Source organism: Geobacter sp. PheSNFMC, from assembly GCF_059620965.1.
Genome location: NZ_JCAMRN010000047.1, coordinates 1 through 20,529 on the forward strand (window position 1 = coordinate 1; position 20,529 = coordinate 20,529).

15 protein-coding genes are annotated in these 20,529 nt (G+C 54.8%); all 15 read left to right on the forward strand.

Annotation, left to right across the window (positions count from 1 at the left end):
- Positions 1-69 precede the first annotated feature (69 nt).
- The 15 genes from AC6CDK_RS11520 (at position 70) to AC6CDK_RS11590 (ending at position 20,518) form a co-directional block, all read left to right on the forward strand.
- Positions 70-603, forward strand: coding sequence for a hypothetical protein (locus AC6CDK_RS11520; RefSeq protein ID WP_192905187.1), 534 nt, complete (start codon positions 70-72; stop codon positions 601-603).
- A gap of 15 nt (positions 604-618) precedes the next feature.
- The gene (locus AC6CDK_RS11525) at positions 619-4,167 is read left to right on the forward strand and encodes a DUF4815 domain-containing protein (RefSeq protein ID WP_192905186.1); all 3,549 of its coding nucleotides are present in this window, start codon (positions 619-621) and stop codon (positions 4,165-4,167) included.
- A 12-nt stretch (positions 4,168-4,179) separates the two neighbouring features.
- Entirely contained in the window at positions 4,180-4,437 is a 258-nt protein-coding gene (locus AC6CDK_RS11530) for a hypothetical protein (protein WP_022993020.1), read from the forward strand.
- A gap of 249 nt (positions 4,438-4,686) precedes the next feature.
- Positions 4,687-5,643, forward strand: coding sequence for an amidoligase family protein (locus AC6CDK_RS11535; RefSeq protein WP_192905185.1), 957 nt, complete (start codon positions 4,687-4,689; stop codon positions 5,641-5,643).
- An 11-nt stretch (positions 5,644-5,654) separates the two neighbouring features.
- On the forward strand, positions 5,655-6,176 hold the full coding sequence (locus tag AC6CDK_RS11540) for a DUF5049 domain-containing protein (protein ID WP_192905184.1): 522 nt from the start codon (positions 5,655-5,657) through the stop codon (positions 6,174-6,176).
- Positions 6,161-6,958 carry a glucosamine 6-phosphate synthetase gene (locus AC6CDK_RS11545; RefSeq protein WP_192905183.1) on the forward strand — a complete coding sequence of 266 codons (798 nt, stop codon included), beginning with the start codon at positions 6,161-6,163 and terminating at the stop codon, positions 6,956-6,958. The genes AC6CDK_RS11540 and AC6CDK_RS11545 overlap by 16 nt, the downstream gene beginning before the upstream one ends.
- Positions 6,955-7,479 (forward strand): gamma-glutamylcyclotransferase family protein, encoded by a 525-nt coding sequence (locus tag AC6CDK_RS11550; RefSeq protein WP_192905182.1) that lies wholly within the window; start codon positions 6,955-6,957, stop codon positions 7,477-7,479. Before AC6CDK_RS11545 ends, AC6CDK_RS11550 begins: the two co-directional genes overlap by 4 nt.
- A gap of 157 nt (positions 7,480-7,636) precedes the next feature.
- Positions 7,637-7,855, forward strand: a complete 219-nt coding sequence (locus AC6CDK_RS11555) for a helix-turn-helix domain-containing protein (RefSeq protein WP_192905181.1) — start codon at positions 7,637-7,639, stop codon at positions 7,853-7,855.
- Positions 7,852-10,548 carry a type I restriction-modification system subunit M gene (locus AC6CDK_RS11560; RefSeq protein WP_192905180.1) on the forward strand — a complete coding sequence of 899 codons (2,697 nt, stop codon included), beginning with the start codon at positions 7,852-7,854 and terminating at the stop codon, positions 10,546-10,548. Before AC6CDK_RS11555 ends, AC6CDK_RS11560 begins: the two co-directional genes overlap by 4 nt.
- Positions 10,545-11,819: a restriction endonuclease subunit S gene (locus tag AC6CDK_RS11565; protein ID WP_192905179.1), complete on the forward strand. Its 1,275-nt coding sequence runs from the start codon at positions 10,545-10,547 to the stop codon at positions 11,817-11,819. Before AC6CDK_RS11560 ends, AC6CDK_RS11565 begins: the two co-directional genes overlap by 4 nt.
- Positions 11,816-14,953 (forward strand): type I restriction endonuclease subunit R, encoded by a 3,138-nt coding sequence (locus tag AC6CDK_RS11570; protein ID WP_192905178.1) that lies wholly within the window; start codon positions 11,816-11,818, stop codon positions 14,951-14,953. The genes AC6CDK_RS11565 and AC6CDK_RS11570 overlap by 4 nt, the downstream gene beginning before the upstream one ends.
- A gap of 2 nt (positions 14,954-14,955) precedes the next feature.
- Positions 14,956-15,636 carry a M48 family metallopeptidase gene (locus AC6CDK_RS11575; protein WP_192905177.1) on the forward strand — a complete coding sequence of 227 codons (681 nt, stop codon included), beginning with the start codon at positions 14,956-14,958 and terminating at the stop codon, positions 15,634-15,636.
- Positions 15,637-15,688: 52 nt separating this feature from the next.
- On the forward strand, positions 15,689-17,101 hold the full coding sequence (locus tag AC6CDK_RS11580) for an SIR2 family protein (RefSeq protein WP_192905176.1): 1,413 nt from the start codon (positions 15,689-15,691) through the stop codon (positions 17,099-17,101).
- Positions 17,091-19,292: an ATP-binding protein gene (locus AC6CDK_RS11585; RefSeq protein WP_192905175.1), complete on the forward strand. Its 2,202-nt coding sequence runs from the start codon at positions 17,091-17,093 to the stop codon at positions 19,290-19,292. The genes AC6CDK_RS11580 and AC6CDK_RS11585 overlap by 11 nt, the downstream gene beginning before the upstream one ends.
- Positions 19,289-20,518: an exonuclease SbcCD subunit D C-terminal domain-containing protein gene (locus AC6CDK_RS11590; RefSeq protein ID WP_192905174.1), complete on the forward strand. Its 1,230-nt coding sequence runs from the start codon at positions 19,289-19,291 to the stop codon at positions 20,516-20,518. The genes AC6CDK_RS11585 and AC6CDK_RS11590 overlap by 4 nt, the downstream gene beginning before the upstream one ends.
- Positions 20,519-20,529: the final 11 nt, after the last annotated feature.

The following is a 20,529-nucleotide window of genomic DNA, read 5'->3' on the forward strand; positions in this document are numbered from 1 at the left end:
ACGCGCCAGATCCTGTTCGCGGTGCTCATCGATCAAGACCACGAAATTCAGACCTAAAGGAGAACAGCAATGGCACTGGGACTCATCGTTAAAACCGGCCGGATACTGACGGCCAAACTCCTCCTCGGCCAGGCCGTGGACGGCATCACCCACTGCGCCATCGGCGACGGGGATGCCAGCTTCACCGACCCGCAGAATCCGCCCGCGCCGGATATCGGCCAGACCGGGCTCAGAAACGAACGTGCCCGCAAGCGCTACTACAAGCGGACCTTCCTCAAGGAGGACGCCGAAGGGGCGCTCCTGGTCAACGGCGTGCGCTACCTGGAAACCGGCGAGGAGACCAACACCATCGGCGTCTTCTTCCGCTTCGACGAGGCCGAGGCCAACGGCATCACCATCCGCGAATACGGCTTCTTCGGCGGCGACGTGCAGTACGTGGCCAGCACCACCGGGGATCTCGCCATGGGCGGCGTGTTCCATCAGGACACCAACCCGACCGGCGAGGCGCTGCGCCCGGGCTACCTGTACGAGGTGAAGAACATTCCCGACTTCAACAAGATTTCCGACACCCGCGTGGAGCTGGTCGGGATCATCAAGATCTAACTGGAGGATTCAATCATGAGCATCTCACGCGAGACATTCGACCCGACCAAGAACTACAAGCGCATCCGCTACCATCAGGATCGCGACCTGCTGGATTCCGAACTCAACGAGCAGCAGGACATCATCAACCTGGAGCGGCGCAAGATCGCCGACATCCTGTTCAAGGAAGGCTCCATCATCATGGGCCTCGAGGTCAGCGCGGCCGCCAACGTCCTGACCCTGGCTCCGGGCGTGGTCTACATCGACGGCCATCTGGAACAGGTGAGCGGCGCGACTCTGACCTATGATCCGGCCACCACCAGCGGGGCCGATTACGTTTACGTGGAGCTGCTGAAGTACAACTACGGCTACACCCAGGACCCGGCCCTGATCAATCCGGCCACCGGCGAGCCCACCGCCGAGCGGGAAAAATGGGCGCTCTCCCTCAAGGCGACGGACACCAGCGGCCAGACGCTGCCCAACAACGTGGCCGAGCGCCGGGTGATCCCGATCTACAAGTTCGACCGCGAGAGCGGCGACGTCACGCCCACGGTGCAGGAGAAGTCCAACCTCTACCTGCGGGATCTGCTGGGCACGCTGCCGGGCAGCCGGATCACCGTCTCATCGATCACCGAGGACCAGCTCTCCTTCGCCGCCGCCGAGGGACTCAATTCCCTGATTCAGAACCTGGCCGAGCGCACCTTCGACCAGGCCGGAAGCTACCTGGTGCGTGGCTTCGACACCTTTATCGGCGGCGTCGACGACGACAGCGTGGAGGCGATCACCAACGCCGGACGCGCCTACATCCAGGGCTTCCGGCATCAGCGCGATCTGCCCACCTCGACCCTGGTGCCCAAATCCATCGCCACCAAGTCGGTGCGCGGCGAGCAGAAGACCTTCGATATCAACAAGCGCCGCTATCCGGTCAACTCCACCCCGCTCAAGGAGACGACCCAGGTGGAGGCCATCGTCGAGATTACCCGCAACGTCACTCGCGGCTCGGTGGGCGGCGGCGAAGACCTGCTCGATCCCAATCCCGTGGTGGACATCCTCGAGGTCAGCCAGGGAGCGACCATCTTCCAGGAGGGCGTGGACTGGCAGCAGTCAGGCAACCATGTCGACTGGCTCGGCTCCGGCAACGAACCGGCCATCGGCACCACCTACACGGTGCGCTGGACCTACACCAAGCAGATGGTCAAGGGCACCGACTATGTGGACAGCGGCTGGTTCGGACAGGCCAACCATCCGGCGGCCGGAAACTATTTCTATCTGGTGACCGCCTACAACGCCACCGGCGAGACGGCCTTCAACACCGCTGCGGTCATCGCCCGGGCCACCGCCGCCGGGGAGATGAACAAGCTCACCTGGCTGCCGGTCAGCGGCGCGACCGGCTATCGCGTCTACCGGGCGGCCACCAACGGCGCACGCACCGATTACAAGCGCCTGATGGAGCTGGGCAGCGAGGCGCTCTCCTACGTCGACGACGGCGTCGAGGAGATCGGCACCGCTTCGCCTCCGGCCACCAACACGGCCGGACTCACCATGTCGCCGGTGCAGCTCGAGCTGGGCAACCTCAACGTGATCAACTTCGGGCGCGGCAGCCTCGGCGACCAACCGGTGAACGGCTCCAACTGCAGCCTGGACTATGACTATTACCTCGGCCGCCGCGACATCGTTTACGCCACCACCACCGAGATCAAGCGGCTGGAAGGGGCTCCGGCCGATTTCCCGAAGCTGCCCATCGTGCCGGAAAACGCCCTGGGGCTGTGCAGCATCGACTGCCCGCCCAACTCCACCGACATGGAGATCCGCAACTTCGGCCTGACCCGCATCACCATGGACCAGATCCATGACATCATTCAGGACGTCGAGGATCTGAAGTACAACGATGCCCAGTACCAGATGAACAACGAGCTGCAGAACCGGGACGCCCAGACCAAGAAAGGCATCTACTCGGACGACTTCTCGAACACCGCCCAGTCGGACATCTACCACGCCGAATGGGACGCCCGGGTCAACGAGATCGCCCGTTTCGTCGCGCCGGATCGCATTCCGCACTCCACCGTGCTCTCGGTCGATCAGGCGGGCAGCAACGCGAGCTTCTTCGGCAGCCTGGCGCTGCTGCCCGGCAACGAGACCGTGCTGGTGGAACAGAACGACTGGTCCGAGGAGCGAAACATCAACCCCTACGCGGTGTTCGACAAGCCCCCGGCCATGCTGCAGATCACGCCCAACCTCGGGCGGCGCGGCCAGACCGGGATCGCCGTCACCGGTATCAACTTCACCCCGAGCAAGTCCGGCATCGTGCTGCGCTGCGACGGCCAGGTGATGGCCAGCAACCTGATCAGCGACGAGGCCGGTCGGGTCAGCGCCTCCTTCACCATTCCGACCAACGCCCGCAACGGCAACCGGATCGTGGAGATGGCCGACGGCGTCTACTCGGCCCGGGCCAGCCTGCAGATCAACGATCCGCTGGTCATCACCCGTATCGAGCGCATCATCGAGAACCGCATTATCCGCGTGCCCGTGGTGCAGGTGGTCTGGCGCACCCAGACCATCTTCGTGCCCCGTGACCCGCTGGCTCAGACCTTCAGTTTCACCCAAAACCAGGTGATCTCCAGCATCGGGCTGCAGTTCACCGCCAGGGACCCGAGCATCCCGGTCACGGTGCAGATTCGCGGCGTCACCACCGGGCTGCCCAACGGCGTGGTGTTCGCCGAGAAGGTGCTGGCCCCGAACGAGATCAGCCTGAGCGGCGAGACCCGCATTCGCTTCGACGACCCGTTCTACGCCGAGGCCAACACCAGCTATGCCGTGGTGCTACTGACCAACAGCACCAATTACAAGGTACGCACCGCTACCCTCGGCAAGATGGGCCGCTGGGGCATTATCACCCGGCAGACCTACATGGAAGGCGTGCTGCTGGAGAGCTCCAACGCCGAAACCTGGACGCCGCTCAACGGCTCCGACCTGGCGATGAAGATCTACGGCTACAACTTTCAATCCGAGGGCATGATCCGCTTCCAGCCGATCACCGGTGTGCAGTTCTCCGACATCAACCTCGACGAATACTCGGCCATCCCCCAGGGCACCGGACTCGACTGGGAATACTCCACCGACGGCGGCGTGACCTGGGACGCCATGGTTCCCGCCGAGGAGGAACGGCTGCCCAACCTCGCCACCCGGGTCCAGATCCGCGTGCGCCTGAGCAGCTCGCTCTCCCACGACACCCCGGCCATCAACTTCCGCGACGTCAACCTGGTGGGCTACCTCAACAAGACCACCGGGGCCTACCTGACCCGCGAGAATGAGCTGACCCAGGGGGTGGAATCGACCAAGGCCTATGTGCAGATGCAAATCCCCAGCGGCACCACCCTGCAATGGTTCGCCAGCAACGACGGCGGCTTGACCTGGGAAGCGATGACCATCCAGGACACCCGGCCCATCGACGAGAACTGGACCGAATACACCCTGGTGCGCACCTTCACCGACAACACCGGGAACAAGGTCCGCTACAAGGCCGAGATGACCGGCACGCCCCTGATCTACCCGCGCATCCATTCGCTGGGCGCGACCCTGAGCTAAGGAGGCACGGCTATGATCGTTCGACGCAAAGGCGGCCTGACCGAGTTCATCCCCACGCCGCAGGAGAAGCGCGACGGCCTGATCCGCGACCACGCCCTGGGACTGCTGGAGAATCTGCACCAGCGCCTGGCGCGGCTGGAACGGGCATCAAAGCTCCCGACCGACGAAGCGGAGGCCTTCACGGCGCTGCTGGCGCGGATGCGGGCCGATGAGTCGCGCAACCTCGAGCTGCACGCCAGCCTGATCACCTCCGATACCGCCTCCGGCTGACCGGCTCACTGCCACCGCCAACCCAGAAACCCCGGATACGGCCAGCCCGTTCCGGGGTTTCTGCCGCCTGTGCGCCGCCCAATCCGTCCAAGCTCGCAAGTTATTGAAAATAAACGTGTTAAATGTCGTCTTCGACTGTTCTTCTACTTGATTTGTGTCCGGAAAGAAGCATTCATTCATGGTGTAATCGGAGGCTGAAAAGCCTTGCCAGACAACGACTTATAAGCGCCACGAACGACGGAGGCACGCATGAACCTGAAAGAGATCCACTACGGGATCGAGATCGAGACCGTAAAACGCACCCGGGAGCAGATCGCCTGGGCCATCCACTCGGTGGTAGGCGGCACGGTCCGCCATGTCGGCATCCCCAGCAGCTATGACCCCTGGGAGGTCGAGGACCTGCGCGGCCGCGTCTGGAAGGTGGTGGGGGACGCCTCCCTGACCAGCGTCCCGGCCCATCTGCGGGCCGAGGTGGTCAGCCCGGTGCTCGGCTACGACGACATCCCGCAACTGCAGGAGGCGGTCCGGGCCATCCGCCGCGCCGGAGGCAAGATCAACAGCCAGTGCGGCATTCACATCCATATCGACGCCGCGCCCTTCGACGGCAGACACCTGGGTAACCTGGCCAAGATCATTTACAAGCAGGAGCCGCTAATCCTCCACGCCCTCGACATCAGCCGCGACCGGCTCAATCGCTACACCCGGCCGGTCAGCGATGAACTGATCCAGCGTATCGAACAGCATCGCCCGCGCACCAAGGACCAGCTCAACCGCATCTGGTACGGCTACCACAACCGCCAGCCCCAGCACTACGACAACAGCCGCTATCACGGGGTCAACCTGCACAACGTCTGGTACCGGGGCACGGTGGAGTTCCGCTGGTTCGAGGCGACCCTTCACGCGGGGCGGATCAAGGCTTACCTGCAATTCTGCCTCGCCGTCGCAGCCAAGGCGCTCAACGGTCGGGCGGCCTCCAGCCGCAAGCGGGACTTCGATCCCCAGAGCGCCAAGTACGACTTCCGGGTATTCCTGCTCCACCTCGGCCTGATCGGCGACGAGTTCAAGACCGCCCGCAAGCATCTGATGGCCAACATGCCCGGCGACGCAGCCTTCAAGAACGGACGGCCCAAACCGCAGGACGTCCTTCCGGACGAAACAACCACTCTCACCAACGAGGCCGGGCAAGTTCCCGGCCTCACTGTTTAAGGAGGTGCCCCATGAAGATTCTGATCCGCTCCACCACGCTGGACGGCGAACCGATCCCCGGCAGCGGGGAAACCCTGCAAGCCGCCGACTGCCTCGAAATTATCGAGCTCATGCGCGGCCAGACGCCATTCACCGCCAGCCGAGCGCCCCGGGACTACATGACCGAGGTGCTCTCCGGCATCGAAGGCGGGCCGCCCCATCCGTTGCCGGAGGACACCGCCGCTGCGGCCGCCGAGTTTCTCACCCGTCTGGCGCGGCACAGCCTGATCGAGTTCCTGCCCGACGACAAGGCCAGCGATCCCTGGCCGGAACGCTTCCTCGAAGCACTGGAGACGGTGCGGCTCTCCGGGCGCACCAACATGCTCGACCACCTGGAGGTGACCCGGCTGACCGCCGAGATGGGGTACCCAGAGGTAGCCGAGTGGCTGGCGGACCACCGGCGCGAATACGCAGCCTTCATCCTTGAGGGGACGAGACCGCTCGGCAAAAACTTCGGCGGCAAGGAGGACCCAGCTCCATGTGCGGACAAGTAGGCATCATCTTCGGCCGCAAGCGCAGACGGCCCGATGAGCGGGATTACCTGCGCGAGGTCTTCATCCGCATGCTGCTGCACAGCGAGGAGCGCGGACCGCACGCCTCCGGTCTGGCCCGGCTCAAGACAGACGGCAGCCACCGCATCTTCAAGCGGCCAATGCGGGCGCACGAGCTGGTCTACGAGAAGCCGTTCCAGGAGCTGCTCGGACAGGTCGACAACGAGACCACCATCCTCATGGGACATACCCGCTGGCGCACCCGGGGCAACGAGCTCAACAACCGCAACAACCATCCCATCCGGGCCGGGATCGTCATCGGCACTCACAACGGCACCATCTACAACGCCGATTATCTGTTCCGCCGCCTTAGGCTGCCGCGCTACGCAGAGGTGGACAGCGAGCTGATCTTCCGTCTGGCCGACCGCTTCGCGCCAGAAGGCCCCATCGACCAGGAGGGGCTGAAGAAGGCGCTTGCCCTCTGTCGCGGCCAAATGAGCGCCGTGCTGACCTCACGCCTCGACCCCGGCACCATCACCGTGCTCAAGGGCAACAAGCCACTCTGCCTGCGCATCCACCGCCAGCACCGGGTGGTGCTCTACGCCTCGGACGACGCCTTTATTGACTTTGCCGTGGTCAACGAGAAGGGCTGGCGCGAGCTGGAGGTTCCGCCCATGACCATGCTCACCATCCGCCACGAGGATGTGCGGGCTATCGAAAACAGCGAATTCCGCTTCATACCCCAGGAGCGCAAAGGGACACTGCCCGAAGGAGTGAATGCATGAACATTGGAGACACCGCGAAGCTGAACACAAACCCGGAAGACAGTCCCGAGACCATCCTCCGGCTCTTCGTCTACGGCACCCTGAAACGGGGCTACTGGAACCATCAACGTTTCTGCGCCCAGGCCCGCAGCATCGAACCGGCCGTGGTTTGGGGCAGGCTCTACCACCTCCACGCCGGTTTCCCGGCCCTCGAAGTGCCGGAGGGTCTGATCCTGTCCCAGGGCACCGCCGATCCACTGGCGGACGCTCGCAGGCAGGAGGATATCGGCACACCACGCTTCGGTCGACCGACCGGCGACTGGGATCTGATCCATGGGGAGCTGGTGACCTTCACCGACCCGCAGCGGGATCTGCCGCCCATCGACCGGCTGGAAGGCTTTCGGCCCGGCGGCCAGAGCATGTATCAGCGGGTGATGGTGGCGGTGCTGTGCGGGCGTACCTCGACTCCTGCCTGGACCTACTGGATGCCATGCCTAGATTACGCGGAAAGAGTCGCCAGCGGCGAGTGGTTACGTCCGTGAGCAGACCTTTGCGGCTTTATCCGGACGAAAACGTTTGACAATCGGCCCCTGCCTAAATATATTAAAGGACGTTTTAACTTGGGGATGCTCCGCCCAGCATCCCCGTTACCGCCTCTGGCGTGGCAAGAAAACCAATCGCCCTTGAGGAGTTGGAGATATGGCCGAGATAGAAGACCGCTGGTTATCAGTAGACGAGATAGGCAAGTACCTCGGTGTCAGTAGTGACACCGTTTACCGCTGGATCGACAAGCATGCGATGCCCGCCCATCGCATGGGCCGTCTTTGGAAGTTCAAGAAAGATGAAGTGGACGAGTGGGTCAAGGCTGGCGGCGCGGCAGCAGAAGAGAAGAAACAGGAATCAGGAGATAAAAAATGAACAAAGAGAAAATAACTTTATCCCAGCTTGAATCCTTCCTGCTGAAAGCTGCCGATATTCTACGTGGTAAAATGGATGCTTCCGAGTTCAAGGAATTCATCTTCGGCATGCTTTTCCTGAAGCGGCTCTCTGATGAATTTGATCGTAAGCGGCACCAACTGCGCCACGAAACCTTCGCACATTTGAAAGATCAGCCCGACCTGGTCGATGAGCTCCTTGAGGATAAAACATCCTACGGCGAGACCTTTTACGTGCCCAAACGTGCCCGCTGGCACGAAACATGGGTGGATGAGGACGGTAACACCGTCCCCGCTTTGAAAGATTTAAAGCACGACATTGGCAATATGCTCAATAAAGCCATTGCCGCCATTGAGGACGAGAATGATTCCCTAGCCGGAGTGCTCAAGAACAATATCAATTTCAATGAAATCAAGGGAAAAACCAAGATTCCCGATCAGAAATGGAAAGACCTCCTCGACCATTTCAATCAGCCCAATTTTGTCCTGGTAAACGACAACTTTGAGTTCCCTGATCTTCTCGGGGCAGCCTATGAATACCTGATTAAATATTTTGCCGACAGCGCGGGCAAGAAAGGTGGCGAATTCTATACCCCCGCCGAAGTCGTCCGTCTGCTGGTGCAGCTCGTCAAGCCACAGGCAGGCAATACCATTTATGACCCAACGGTCGGCTCAGGCGGTTTTCTGATTCAGGCACATCAATATGTCGAAGAACAGGGTCAGGACCCCAACGACCTGGCTCTTTATGGACAGGATTCCAATGGCACAGTCTGGTCCATCTGTAACATGAATATGATCCTCCATAACATCAGCCGTTTTACCATCGAAAACGGAGATACTCTGGAGGACCCGCAAATTCTCGATAATGGCCAGATTCGCAAATTCGACCGGGTGCTGGCCAATCCTCCTTTTTCACAGAATTACAACCGAGCCAGCGTTAAATTTACCCATCGTTTTCGGGAGTGGTGTCCCGAGACCGGTAAAAAAGCCGACCTCATGTTCGTCCAGCACATGCTGGCCAGCCTCAAGGGCAATGGCCATATGGCCACCATCATGCCCCATGGCGTGCTGTTTCGTGGCGGCAAGGAAAAGCTTATCCGGGAACTTTTCATCAACGATGACGTCATCGAGGCCATCATCAGCCTGCCGCAAGGCCTGTTTTACGGCACCGGCATCCCCGCCTGTGTGCTGGTCTGTAATAAGAACAAGCCGGATCATCTGCGCAATAAGGTGTTGTTCATCAACGCAGACCGTGAATTTGCCGAGGGTAAGAACCAAAACAAGCTGCGCCCGGAAGATATCGAGAAAATCGACACCATTTTCACCCTGAAACAGGAACTCCCAAAATACAGCCGTCTGGTCGACACCTCCGAAATCGTCGATAAACACGATTACAACCTGAACATTCGCCGTTATGTCGACAACACCCCTGAACCGGAGCCCGAAGATGTACAAGCCCATCTCATCGGCGGCATTCCGGAAGATGAAGTAACGGCGCGGCATGAGGACTTTGCCCGTTTTGGCCTGGCTGCTGAAACCCTCTTTCAAGCGGAACGTCCAAAGTACCTCGCCTTTAAGGAGACCGTTCAGGAAAAGACGGATATCAAAAAACTTATCGAAGCCAATTCGGCCGTTGTCCAGACTCTTACCACTCACGCGCAAGCCCTTGAGGATTGGTGGCAGGTGGCGCAGAACGATTTTGCCCGACTTGAGCGGGCCAATAACGGCAATGGCAACGGAAAAAAAATGCCAGATGTACGCATTGAGCTGCTGACAACGCTCAAGGACAAGATGATACCCCTTAGCGTACTGGACGAATTCAAGAGCGCGGGGGTGTTTGTGAACTGGTGGCAACAGATCCGCTACGACTTGAAAACCATCGTTTCCATCGGCTGGCATCACACCCTGATTCCCGATGAATATCTGATTGCGGAATTCTTTCAAACCGAGGCCGACGCTATTGATTCCTTGGAAAACAAAATCAGCGAACTACAAAGCGAGCTGGCCGAGGCTGTCGAAACTGCCCAGGAGACGGCTGCCTACGAGCCGGACGAAGACGAGAAGGTCACTGCCGCCGTTATCAAAAAGGCATTGAAGGCACTCATCGATGATTTGAAGGACACACCCGGGGCCTCTGCCAGGCGGGAACTGGATGAGCTGAAAAAACTGGATGCCGCCATCAAGAAGATCGAGAAAAAAATCAAGGACGCCAAGGACGCACTGAAAGAGAAAACCACCGAACTGGAACTGAAGCTCGAATTGAAACGTTTGGGCGCTGAAGGGTTCACGGATGAAAACCGGGAACTGATCCGGCAGGTTGATAAGCAAATAGCCGAACTCGATGCAGACAATAAGACGGACAAGAAGAAAATCACCGCCCTGCATAAAGACAAAGCAGCTTTGAAGGCGCGCATTGCCCGAACCGATGCTCTGCTGGCGGAAATTGGAGGCCAACTGACTGTCGAAGAAGCTAAGCGACTCATTCTGAAGAAACTTTACGACATTGCCGGTCGAGAGCTGGAACGGTATTTAAACGCGGAAAAGCGAGCACTGATTCAGGGAGTTGAAAATCTCTGGAATAAATATGCGACAAGTAGCCAGAAGCTTGAGCAGCAACGGGAAACTACCCTTGGTGGGTTGAATAGATTTCTTACTGGGCTGGGGTATTTGAAATGAATACTGCTGTAGAAGGATGGGGTAATATTGATTTTGGAAATCTGATAGTTTTGATTCGCAATGGTTTCTCAGGCAAACAAGTTGGATGGATTACCGAATACCCCGTAACACGGATTGAAACAATTTCTAATGGAATGATTGATCCGACAAAAGTTGGGTATGTGGAGAAGATTCCCGGTTCTTATTTATTAAGAACTGGCGACATCTTATTTAGCAACATCAACAGCCTCAAACACATTGGGAAAGCTGCACAAGTTAAGAATGGTACATATCTGTTTCACGGAATGAATCTATTGGTTTTTCGTAGCTCCGACGACATAGATGTAAACTTTTTGTTTTTTAAGCTCATAGAAGCAAAGCCTTGGTTTGAAAAAATGGCAACACAAGCCGTCAATCAAGCCTCAATTAACCAAACGACAATAAAAGAATTACAACTACATATACCAGCCTCCAAACCCGAACAATCCAAAATCGCTGAAGTTCTTTCCAAAGTCGATCAGGCCATTGAGCAGACGGAAAGCTTGATTGCCAAGCAGCAGCGCATCAAGACCGGTCTGATGCAGGACCTTCTCACCCGGGGTATTGATGAGCATGGAAATCTTCGCTCCGAAGAAACCCATGACTTCAAGGATTCCCCCCTGGGGCGAATTCCGGTGGAGTGGGAGCTGTTCACTGTCGACTCATTAGGTGAAGTGGTTACTGGATCGACACCAAGTACTTCAGTCGAGAATTACTACGATGGCGACATCATGTTTGTGTCGCCGAAGGACATAAGTAACACTTCAGAGTTGATTACGCAGACCGAAAAAACGTTGTCGCCATCTGGATTGTCAGTGTGCCGAGCGATTCCAGTGAATTCGATCTGTACTGTGTGTATAGGGTCAACGATTGGTAAAATCGGGTTAACAAAATCACAGTGTGCTACGAATCAACAGATCAATACTCTTATTCCATACATTTCAGAAGATGCGGAAATGCTGTTATTCGCGATGAGACTCTTCTTGAGGCCGCAACTGCGAAGGGAAGCGGGACTTCAAGCTGTTCCAATCGTTAACAAGGCGCTGTTTTCTAAAATGATTCTACCGTTTTCCGCCGATCCCGATGAGAAGACACGAGCAAGAACCGTTTTGAGCGCGGCCAGCAGCCAGATCGACGCTCAGATCGCTTACTCTGAAAAACTTCGCTCTCTCAAAACCGCCCTGATGCAAGACCTGCTCACCGGCAAGAAGCGGGTTACACCCTTAATAGAAAACATTGAGGTCTGCTCATGAGCACGAAGAAAACCGCAAACCATATCAAGCTCGATGAGCGCAACCATGTGGAAAAGCCGCTGCTCGATCAGCTATCCGGCCTTGGTTGGGAAATTATCGACCTGACAGATGAGAAGCAGACTCCGGCCCATTCCTTACGCGACAATTTCACCGAAGTGGTCATGCCGAAGGTCCTGCGGGAGCAGGTCAAGGTGATAAACCCCTGGCTGGAGGATGACCAGGTTGAAGAGGTCACCAAGCAGTTGACTGCAAGTTTTCCAGGAACGGGGCTTATAGAGAACAATCAATACGCACTCCATCTGCTGCTAGAAAACACCAGCGTCAGCGAAAACCGCAAGACGGGGGATCAAAGCCCGACGGTGCGGTTTATCGATTTTGATAAGGACCCATCGAAGAACAACCGGTTTATCGCGGTTTGTCAGTTCAAGGTCCGCATTCTTGGCACCGAACATCATATCATCCCGGACATCGTTCTGTTTGTTAACGGCCTGCCGGTGGTGCTGATCGAGTGCAAATCCCCCAAGGTCAAAGACGCCATACCCGAAGCCATCGACCAGATGTTGCGTTACAGCGAGCAGCGCGGGGCCAAAGGTGAAGGCAGTGCGCCGCTTTTCTATTTCAATCAGATCGTCATTGCCACTTGCCGCCAGGAAGCCAAGTTCGGGACGATCACCACCCACAGCGAAAAACATTTTTACCGTTGGTCCGATCCCTACCCACGCACATTGAATGACCTCGACCACGGTTCGGGCAGTCCCAACGATCAGCAGCGCCTGGTGGCGGGCATGATGGACAAGGGCAATCTCCTCGACCTGATTCGCACCTTCACCTTGTTCTCCACCAATGACAAGGGGCAGACGATCAAGATTGTCGGCCGTTACCAGCAGTTCAGGGCGGTAAAGCTGGCAGTGCAGCGCCTGCTCCAGGGGAAAAGCCCACGCGAACGCAGCGGCATTATCTGGCATACCCAGGGGTCGGGCAAGTCACTCACCATGATGTTTATGGTGCGTGAGATGTACCGGCATGCGGCATTGTCCAACTGGAAGGTCGTGTTTGTGACCGACCGGACCCAACTGGAAGGCCAGCTTAATGAAACCAGTCGCAGTATAGGCTTTACGGTCAAGGTGGCGAACAGCATCAGGAAACTCAAGGAGCTGCTCAGCGCCGACACCTCGGATCTGGTGATGGCCATGATTCATAAGTTCCGCGAGGCGGACCTGACCGAAACCTTCCCGCAACTCAATGACAGCCCCAATATCCTGGTCATGACGGACGAGGCCCACCGTTCACAGTACAAGATGCTGGGCGCGAACCTGGACAAAGGCATCCCAAACGCCGCGAAAATCGGCTACACCGGCACTCCCATCGACAAGACTGAACGGGTCTTTGGCGACTACATCGACAAATACACCATGCGTCAAGCCATCGACGATGGGGTGACACTGGAGATCGTTTACGAAGGCCGCACCCATAATGCGGAAGTGCCCGATCAGGCAGGCATGGACCAGGCGTTTGCGGATATGTTCAGCGATTACAATCTGCAAGAACGCCTTGAAATACTCGGTTATGGGTCGCGAGACGCCTATCTTGAGGCTGAATCGACCATAGAAGCCAAGGCGAAGGACATGGTGGACCACTACCTTACCCATGTGTTCCCCAATGGCTACAAAGCTCAGGTTGTGGCGACTTCAAGGGAAGCGGCAGTTCGGTACAAGAAATATATAGATGCCGCTTTAAAGGCGAAGATAGAGGATCTGCAAAAGGCTAACCCGGGCGGTCTGGACATTGAACAGCTTAAGAGGATGCAATCGGATGTCATCATTTCCGGTGGACATAACGATCTACCACATTTGAAAGAGTATTCCGATAGTTCTAAACATGAGCGCAGTATCAAAAGTTTCAAACTGAGCTTTGGCGGCAAGGACGAAGGGGTGACTGGCGACATGGGCATCCTCATCGTCAACAACATGCTCATTACCGGCTTTGACGCGCCAGTAGAGCAGGTCATGTACCTGGACAAGGTTATTACCGATCACAATCTTCTTCAGGCCATCGCCCGGGTTAACCGTGTTGGCGGTGACACAAAAGACAAGGGCTTTGTCGTTGACTATGTCGGTGTAGGTCATCACCTGAAAAAAGCCATCGATGCCTATGACGAGCGGGAACAAAAAGAAATCATCGATACGCTGAGCTTTCCGGAAGAAGAGCTCCGCGACCTCCAAAACAGCCATGCTGAAATTATGGGCCTGCTTCAAAAACATGGTCTGACGGACCTCACGGACCATGATGCGTTCTTTGATGTTTTTTATGATGAAGATTTGCGTTTTGATTATATGCAGGCCTTCAAGAACTTCACGAAATGCATGAATCTGGTTTTTCCCGCCCGGCAGGCGTTGGATTTTATGAGCGACTATAATACTCTTGCGGAAATCAATGTTCTGGCCGGAAAGCATTTCCGTGACGAACGCTTAAGCATGAAAGGCATACCTCCAAAGCTTCGTGCGATTACCGACCAGTATCTGGAATCGAAGAATATCGATCAGAAGATTGAGCCGATTTCTATTCTTGATGAAGACTTTGAAAAAAACGTCGGCAAGCGTAACCGCACCAAGACCAAGGCGGCGGAAGTGGAACACGCTATTCGCCATCACCTGGATGTTGAACTGGATGACGATCCGGATTTACAGGCCTCCTTCGCCGAGGCACTGGCGCAGATATTCCAGGATTTTCGAGATAATTGGAGAAAAATTTATGAAGAGCTGGAAAAATTGCGAGAGCGAATCAAGAGCGCCAGCAAGGAGCCGACCTATGGCCTCCACCGTAAGAAACAGATGCCGTTTTTCCGGAGTTTCAAACGTGAAGTTTTTGGCGAAAAGGCACTGGATGAGGATGAAATTTCCGTTCTCGTCGATCTCACCCAGCAGGTTTTCCTGGTTGTTGAAAGGGAACTGAAGCTTGCCGGTTTCTGGGAGAGCATTCCTGCTCGCAACAAGCTCAAGGCCGATATCCAAGCGACACTTTTGCAGCCTGCCTATACAAAGCTGCCGAACTTACTTCAAAATCGCGCTCAGATCATCAGCCGGGTGATGGAAATAGCAGAAAAGAATAATGATGTGATTCTTTACGCGGAGTAAACATGGAGCTGGTCTATACCATCAAGCGGTCGCCTAACCGTAAAAAGCTGACGATTACCGTCGAACGGGATCGCAGTGTGGTTGTCCATGCGCCGGAATCCACCTCCGAGGAGAAGATTCAATCTATCATCGAATCAAAACGGAAGTGGATTTATGAAAAGACCAAACATGCGCAAAAATACGCATTACCTCATCCGCCGGGCAAAGAGCTGGTCAACGGCGAATCCGCACTCTACCTGGGCCGTCAATATCAGATCGAAGTAGTCCAAAACAGCTCGGAAGAGATTCGTTTCGAGCAACGTTTCCTGATCCCGGCGAGGCTTTCTGCTGAGCGCAAGCAGGTCCTGCGAAATTGGTACATGGACAAGGCCACGGAAAAAATCCTGCCCCGGACCAAAAAGTTTGCCAATGATCTCGGAGTGGCATTCACAAATGCCAAGATCGTTGATAATCGCTATCGCTGGGGGTCCTGCACGATCAAGGACAACATAAATTTCAACTGGCGACTCATTAAGGCACCGATGTATGTCGTTGATTACGTGATCATTCACGAGCTGGCTCACCTGTTGGAAGCGAACCACACACCTCGGTTTTGGAATATTGTTCGAGCACAGTCCTCGAAAATGGACAAGGCAAAGCAATGGCTACTCGAAAATGGCCAGATCCTTGAGGAGGATATTTGAATGTCCGTGAAGGCTGCCGCCACTAAGGTGCTGAAAAATTAGGAGCGATTTTATGAGCGCGAATAAGACCGAGTTATCGGAATATAAAATACAAATTGGCACACTGGACTTGATTGAATCGAAGGTCATGTCGCTTATTGCCGAAGACCCTGATTCGGCAGATACTGATTATTCAAAGGCTAAAAAGAAACTGCTCGAGGTACTGAAAGAAACCCGAGTACGTATCGGAACATTATTAAAGACTGACAATGTTTCCTTCCTGATTGGTGCTGGCGCTTCGATATCTGCTGGCGGTGTCTCTTTGGCCAATATCCCCAAGCCTCTTGAAGATGCTTTACTCGCAGAGGCCGAAAGCGAAAAAACAAAATCGGGTGCGCCTGAATGGATACACTGTTTTTATGAAACAGCCACCCTCATCTCAGGGAAAAGTTATTCCTTCGACGACCGCCAAGCAAAATGCCCATTGGCTGATGACAAAGAAACCGAGGCCATTTGTATAAACCTTGAAGATTACCTGAGTCATCTTCAAATGTGGCGATCAGGTATCGGTAGTTTCACGGATGCAATCAAAATTGGCCGCACGGGATCTGACGACCTGATACTGGAAAAAGGCAATCTGGAAGCGCTGATCCGAAAAGTTACAGGATGCTTAACGGATCTTATAAACCTCCCGGCAGCAGGTAAGGAAAGTGAATTAGGTGTCCATAGAAAATTCATAAAGAAGATATTGACCAGACCTTTGAATCTTCGGCGGGCCAACCTCTTCACGCTCAATTATGACACTCTGATTGAACAGGGAGCTGATGCGGAAGGAGCAGTGTTAGTTGATGGTTTTGTCGGCAATATGAAGCGAGTATTCCGACCTGAATCCTACGACCTTGATTTTTATTTCCCGGCGCAGACTACCGAAGGCCGAGTTCATCGCTTTGACAGAGCGTTGCATCTGTACAAGCTCCACGGATCAATCACATGGCATAGAACTGATCAAGGTTGGGAAAATCCGTATGGTCTGTATGCAACCTTTTTCAACCAGCAATGCAAAGATGATGACGTCCTGATTTATCCATCACCGCTAAAATATGGACAGGCGCTTGGGTTGCCTTATTCTGAATTGTTCCGTCGATTTGGCAATGCGGTCGTCCAGCCCCAATCGGTGCTCTTCACCATTGGATATGGTTTTGGTGATGAGCATGTAAATGCGATTATTAGACAGGCGTTAGCAATACCGAGCTTTACATTAATTGTCGTGGACCCCAACCCGAGCAGTGATTTTGTGAAGGAACTACAGAAAATTGGCGACGAACGGGTTTGGATCGTTTCAGGATGGGATATCGGTACATTCGGCAACTTTGTTAAGCAGCTGCTTCCTGATCTCAGGGAAGAGGAAATTGATGCCAAGGTCATGAAGACTTTCAAGGCTCTCGCTTTTAAAGAAACCCAGCCGGAGGTTGACGATGGCGAATGATCATGAAATCGGGCGTGTCGTTGCTGTTGACACAGCTCAAGTGACCATCGAGCTGAATCGGGACCTGAAGGCTCTTACCCGCTCAACATATGAAGGAACCATTGAAGTCGGGTCGATCAACTCCTATGTGATCATACCTGTCGGTTCCCGAAGAATTGTTGCCATGGTGACACGCGTTGTCCTCACAGAAGAAAGTGAGCTCAAGGCAGATAAAACAATGGTGGCATTGCCTTCGTCTCGCCGCCTGATGAAAGCAACCATGATTGGTACGATTGACGAAAACGAATTCAAGCAAGGAATTAATCTTTTCCCCGTATTAGACTCACCGGTATTGATCACAAAGCGTGAAGATCTGGATGCTATTTTCGGCAAAAAATGCGCCTGCGAATATGATTCTGATGAACCGGGGTACTGCATCCCTGTTGGGCGTTCTGCGGTTTTTCCGGATTATGACATCAAAATTGACCCCGATACGTTCTTCGGTAAGCACGCTGCAATTATTGGGAGTACCGGATCTGGGAAATCCTGCTCTATAGCAACCATTTTACAGTCCGTTATTGAGCATCCACAGGTAAAGCAAACACGATTTGTCATCTTGGACACGAACGGCGAGTATCGATCCGCTTTTCAGAAAGTGAACGGAAGCCAATGGAGCGATGCAAAACCTGCGTTTAAATCTCTATACATTCCAACAGATCCAAACGAGAAAGAGAAACTGGCGATTCCATATTGGTTTATGGATTCCGATGACTTTGTACGGATTTTCCGGGCTTCACCCGGTGTGCAAAGGCCAGTCTTGCTTAATGCGCTTTCCTCTGCACGTAACAGCTCCAGTACCGGGAGTGCATGGCTTCAACTACGCGAAGATTTAATCAAAGAATGCAACCGTGTTTTGGGTTATTGCTCTGGTGGTGATAAAAGTGATGCAAAGGCTATACGCCAGTTATGTGATGGCCTTGTAGGCTATCTCGACAATCCTGCTAATACAGAAGCAATTACACTAGTTGGCCAAGCCTATCCTTCTGTTACCCTCGACGGATTAGAAGGTGTTTTTAGCAATGTCTGTGACATTGTCAGGGAGGGAATATCTTCGGAAGGGCAAAAATTCGAGTCGTATGCTCAAATTGACCTCGGAAAACAAACCCGAATCAAAGACCAGATAAACTCACTGCTGTCAACCCTGTCGCGCCTGCCGGAGGGTGATGAGTCTCTCTCCGTGGCTACCGCTGATTGCCCATCCTATTTTAGTCGTACAGATTTCCGCTATCGACATATCGAAGAGGCTATGTCCAGAGATGATGGAAGCTCAAGCCGGGCAAGGGACAATTGCTCAACGATGCTTATGCGGATTTTCAGGCTTCTTGAGGATTCAAGGTTTGAGTTTCTTTTCGGTCCATCAACAAAAGAATGGCCCCAAATAAAGCATTCACTTGCTGCCTTTTTACGGGATTTGCTTGGCCTGGAAAGCAACCCGGATAGAGATTTATCCGGTTCTGAGAGCCTTCAAGATAACCTTCTGCCGTTTTACGACAGGCAGAGGAATGGTTCCTCAAGATCAAATGTCGTTATTGTCGATCTCAGCCTCTTAGCCTCAGAGGTTCTGGAAAACGTTACAGCCCTTATTGGACGTTTGATACACGAATTTATGCAACGCCTGAGCTTTCCTGAAAGTGGTATAGGCCGTGGCGAATTCCCTGTTGTGCTTGTTCTTGAAGAGGCCCAAAACTACATTCGAGAAGGGAAAAAGAATGAAGACGACTCCATCTCGAAGCAAGTATTTGAACGGATAGCGCGTGAAGGACGTAAATTTGGATTGGGATTAGTTGTTGCCTCTCAAAGACCAAGTGAGATGTCTAAAACAGTGCTTTCGCAATGCAACTCCTTCGTGGTGCATCGACTACAAAATCCTGAAGACCTTCGGTACTTTAGAGAAATTGTCCCCGGGATATATGGGCAATTGCTTGAACAATTACCAGCATTGGCACCGAGGAGCGCTCTTGTGCTTGGAGAATGTGTTCAGGCTCCCGCACTGGTTGAAATGAGGGAAGTTGACCCAGCTCCTCGAAGCAAAAACCCGCAATTTTTCAAAAGCTGGTCTACCGATGGAAGGATTCCTGATATCGAAAAGATTTGTGCCAAATGGGAAAACAACCTCGAAAAGGGAGGTGAGGAAGACGAGGTTCCCAAATGAAAATCCTCCATACATCCGACTGGCATATCGGCCGCACCCTTTACAGCAGAAAACGCTACGAGGAGTTCGAGGCCTTTCTGAGCTGGCTGGCGAAGACGATTCAGCAAAATGAGATTGATGCCCTGCTGGTGGCAGGTGATGTCTTTGACACCAGCGCTCCGAGCAATCGTGCCCAGGAGCTCTATTACCGCTTTTTATGCCGGGTGGCCGCCTCATCCTGTCGGCATGTTGTTGTCGTCGCGGGCAACCACGATTCGCCGTCCTTTCTCAATGCTCCCAAGGAGCTGCTGAAGGCCCTTGATGTCCACGTGGTCGGTAGTAGCACCGCATCCCCGGAAGACGAAGTGCTGGTGCTATGTAATGAGCAGGACGCTCCGGAATTGATTGTCTGCGCCGTGCCCTACCTTCGCGACAGGGATATCCGCGTGGCGGAAGCTGGTGAGAGCGTCGAGGACAAGGAGCGGAAACTGATCGAAGGCATTCGCACCCATTACGCCGCCGTCGCCGCCTTGGCCGAGCAGAAGCGCGAGGAACTCGGGGGCGATATTCCCATCGTTGGCACGGGACATCTGTTCACCGCAGGTGGACAAACCGTCGATGGTGATGGCGTGCGCGAACTCTATGTCGGCTCCTTGGCTCACGTGACTTCCGGGATTTTTCCTGCCTGCTTCAACTATCTGGCGCTGGGGCACCTCCACGTCCCGCAAAAGGTGAACGGCTCCGAAACCATTCGGTACAGCGGCTCTCCTCTGCCCATGGGGTTCGGAGAGGCAAAACAGCAGAAGAGCGTTTGCCAGGTTGAGTTCCACAGCACGGCTGCATCCGTACAGCTGATCGACGTACCGGTGTTTCAAAAGCTCGAACGCGTCAAGGGTGACTGGGACGGCATCTCAAGCCGCATCCTTGAATTGACGGCAACGGACACCCAAGGCTGGCTCGAAGTCATCTACGACGGCACTGAAGTCATTGGCGACCTGCGTGAGCGCCTGGAGGCAGCGATTTCCGGCACTCAAATGGAAATTCTCCGGATAAAGAACAACCGCATCATCGAGCGCGTGCTGGGACAAATCCATGAAGAGGAAACACTCGACGATTTGAACGTGAACGACGTGTTCGAACGATGCCTCGCTGTCCATGACGTGCCCGAAGAGCAGCGGCCTGAGCTGCTTCGGGCCTATCAGGAAACGGTCTCGTCTCTCTATGAAGACGATGTGCAGGCGGAATAGCGGGGCTGTCG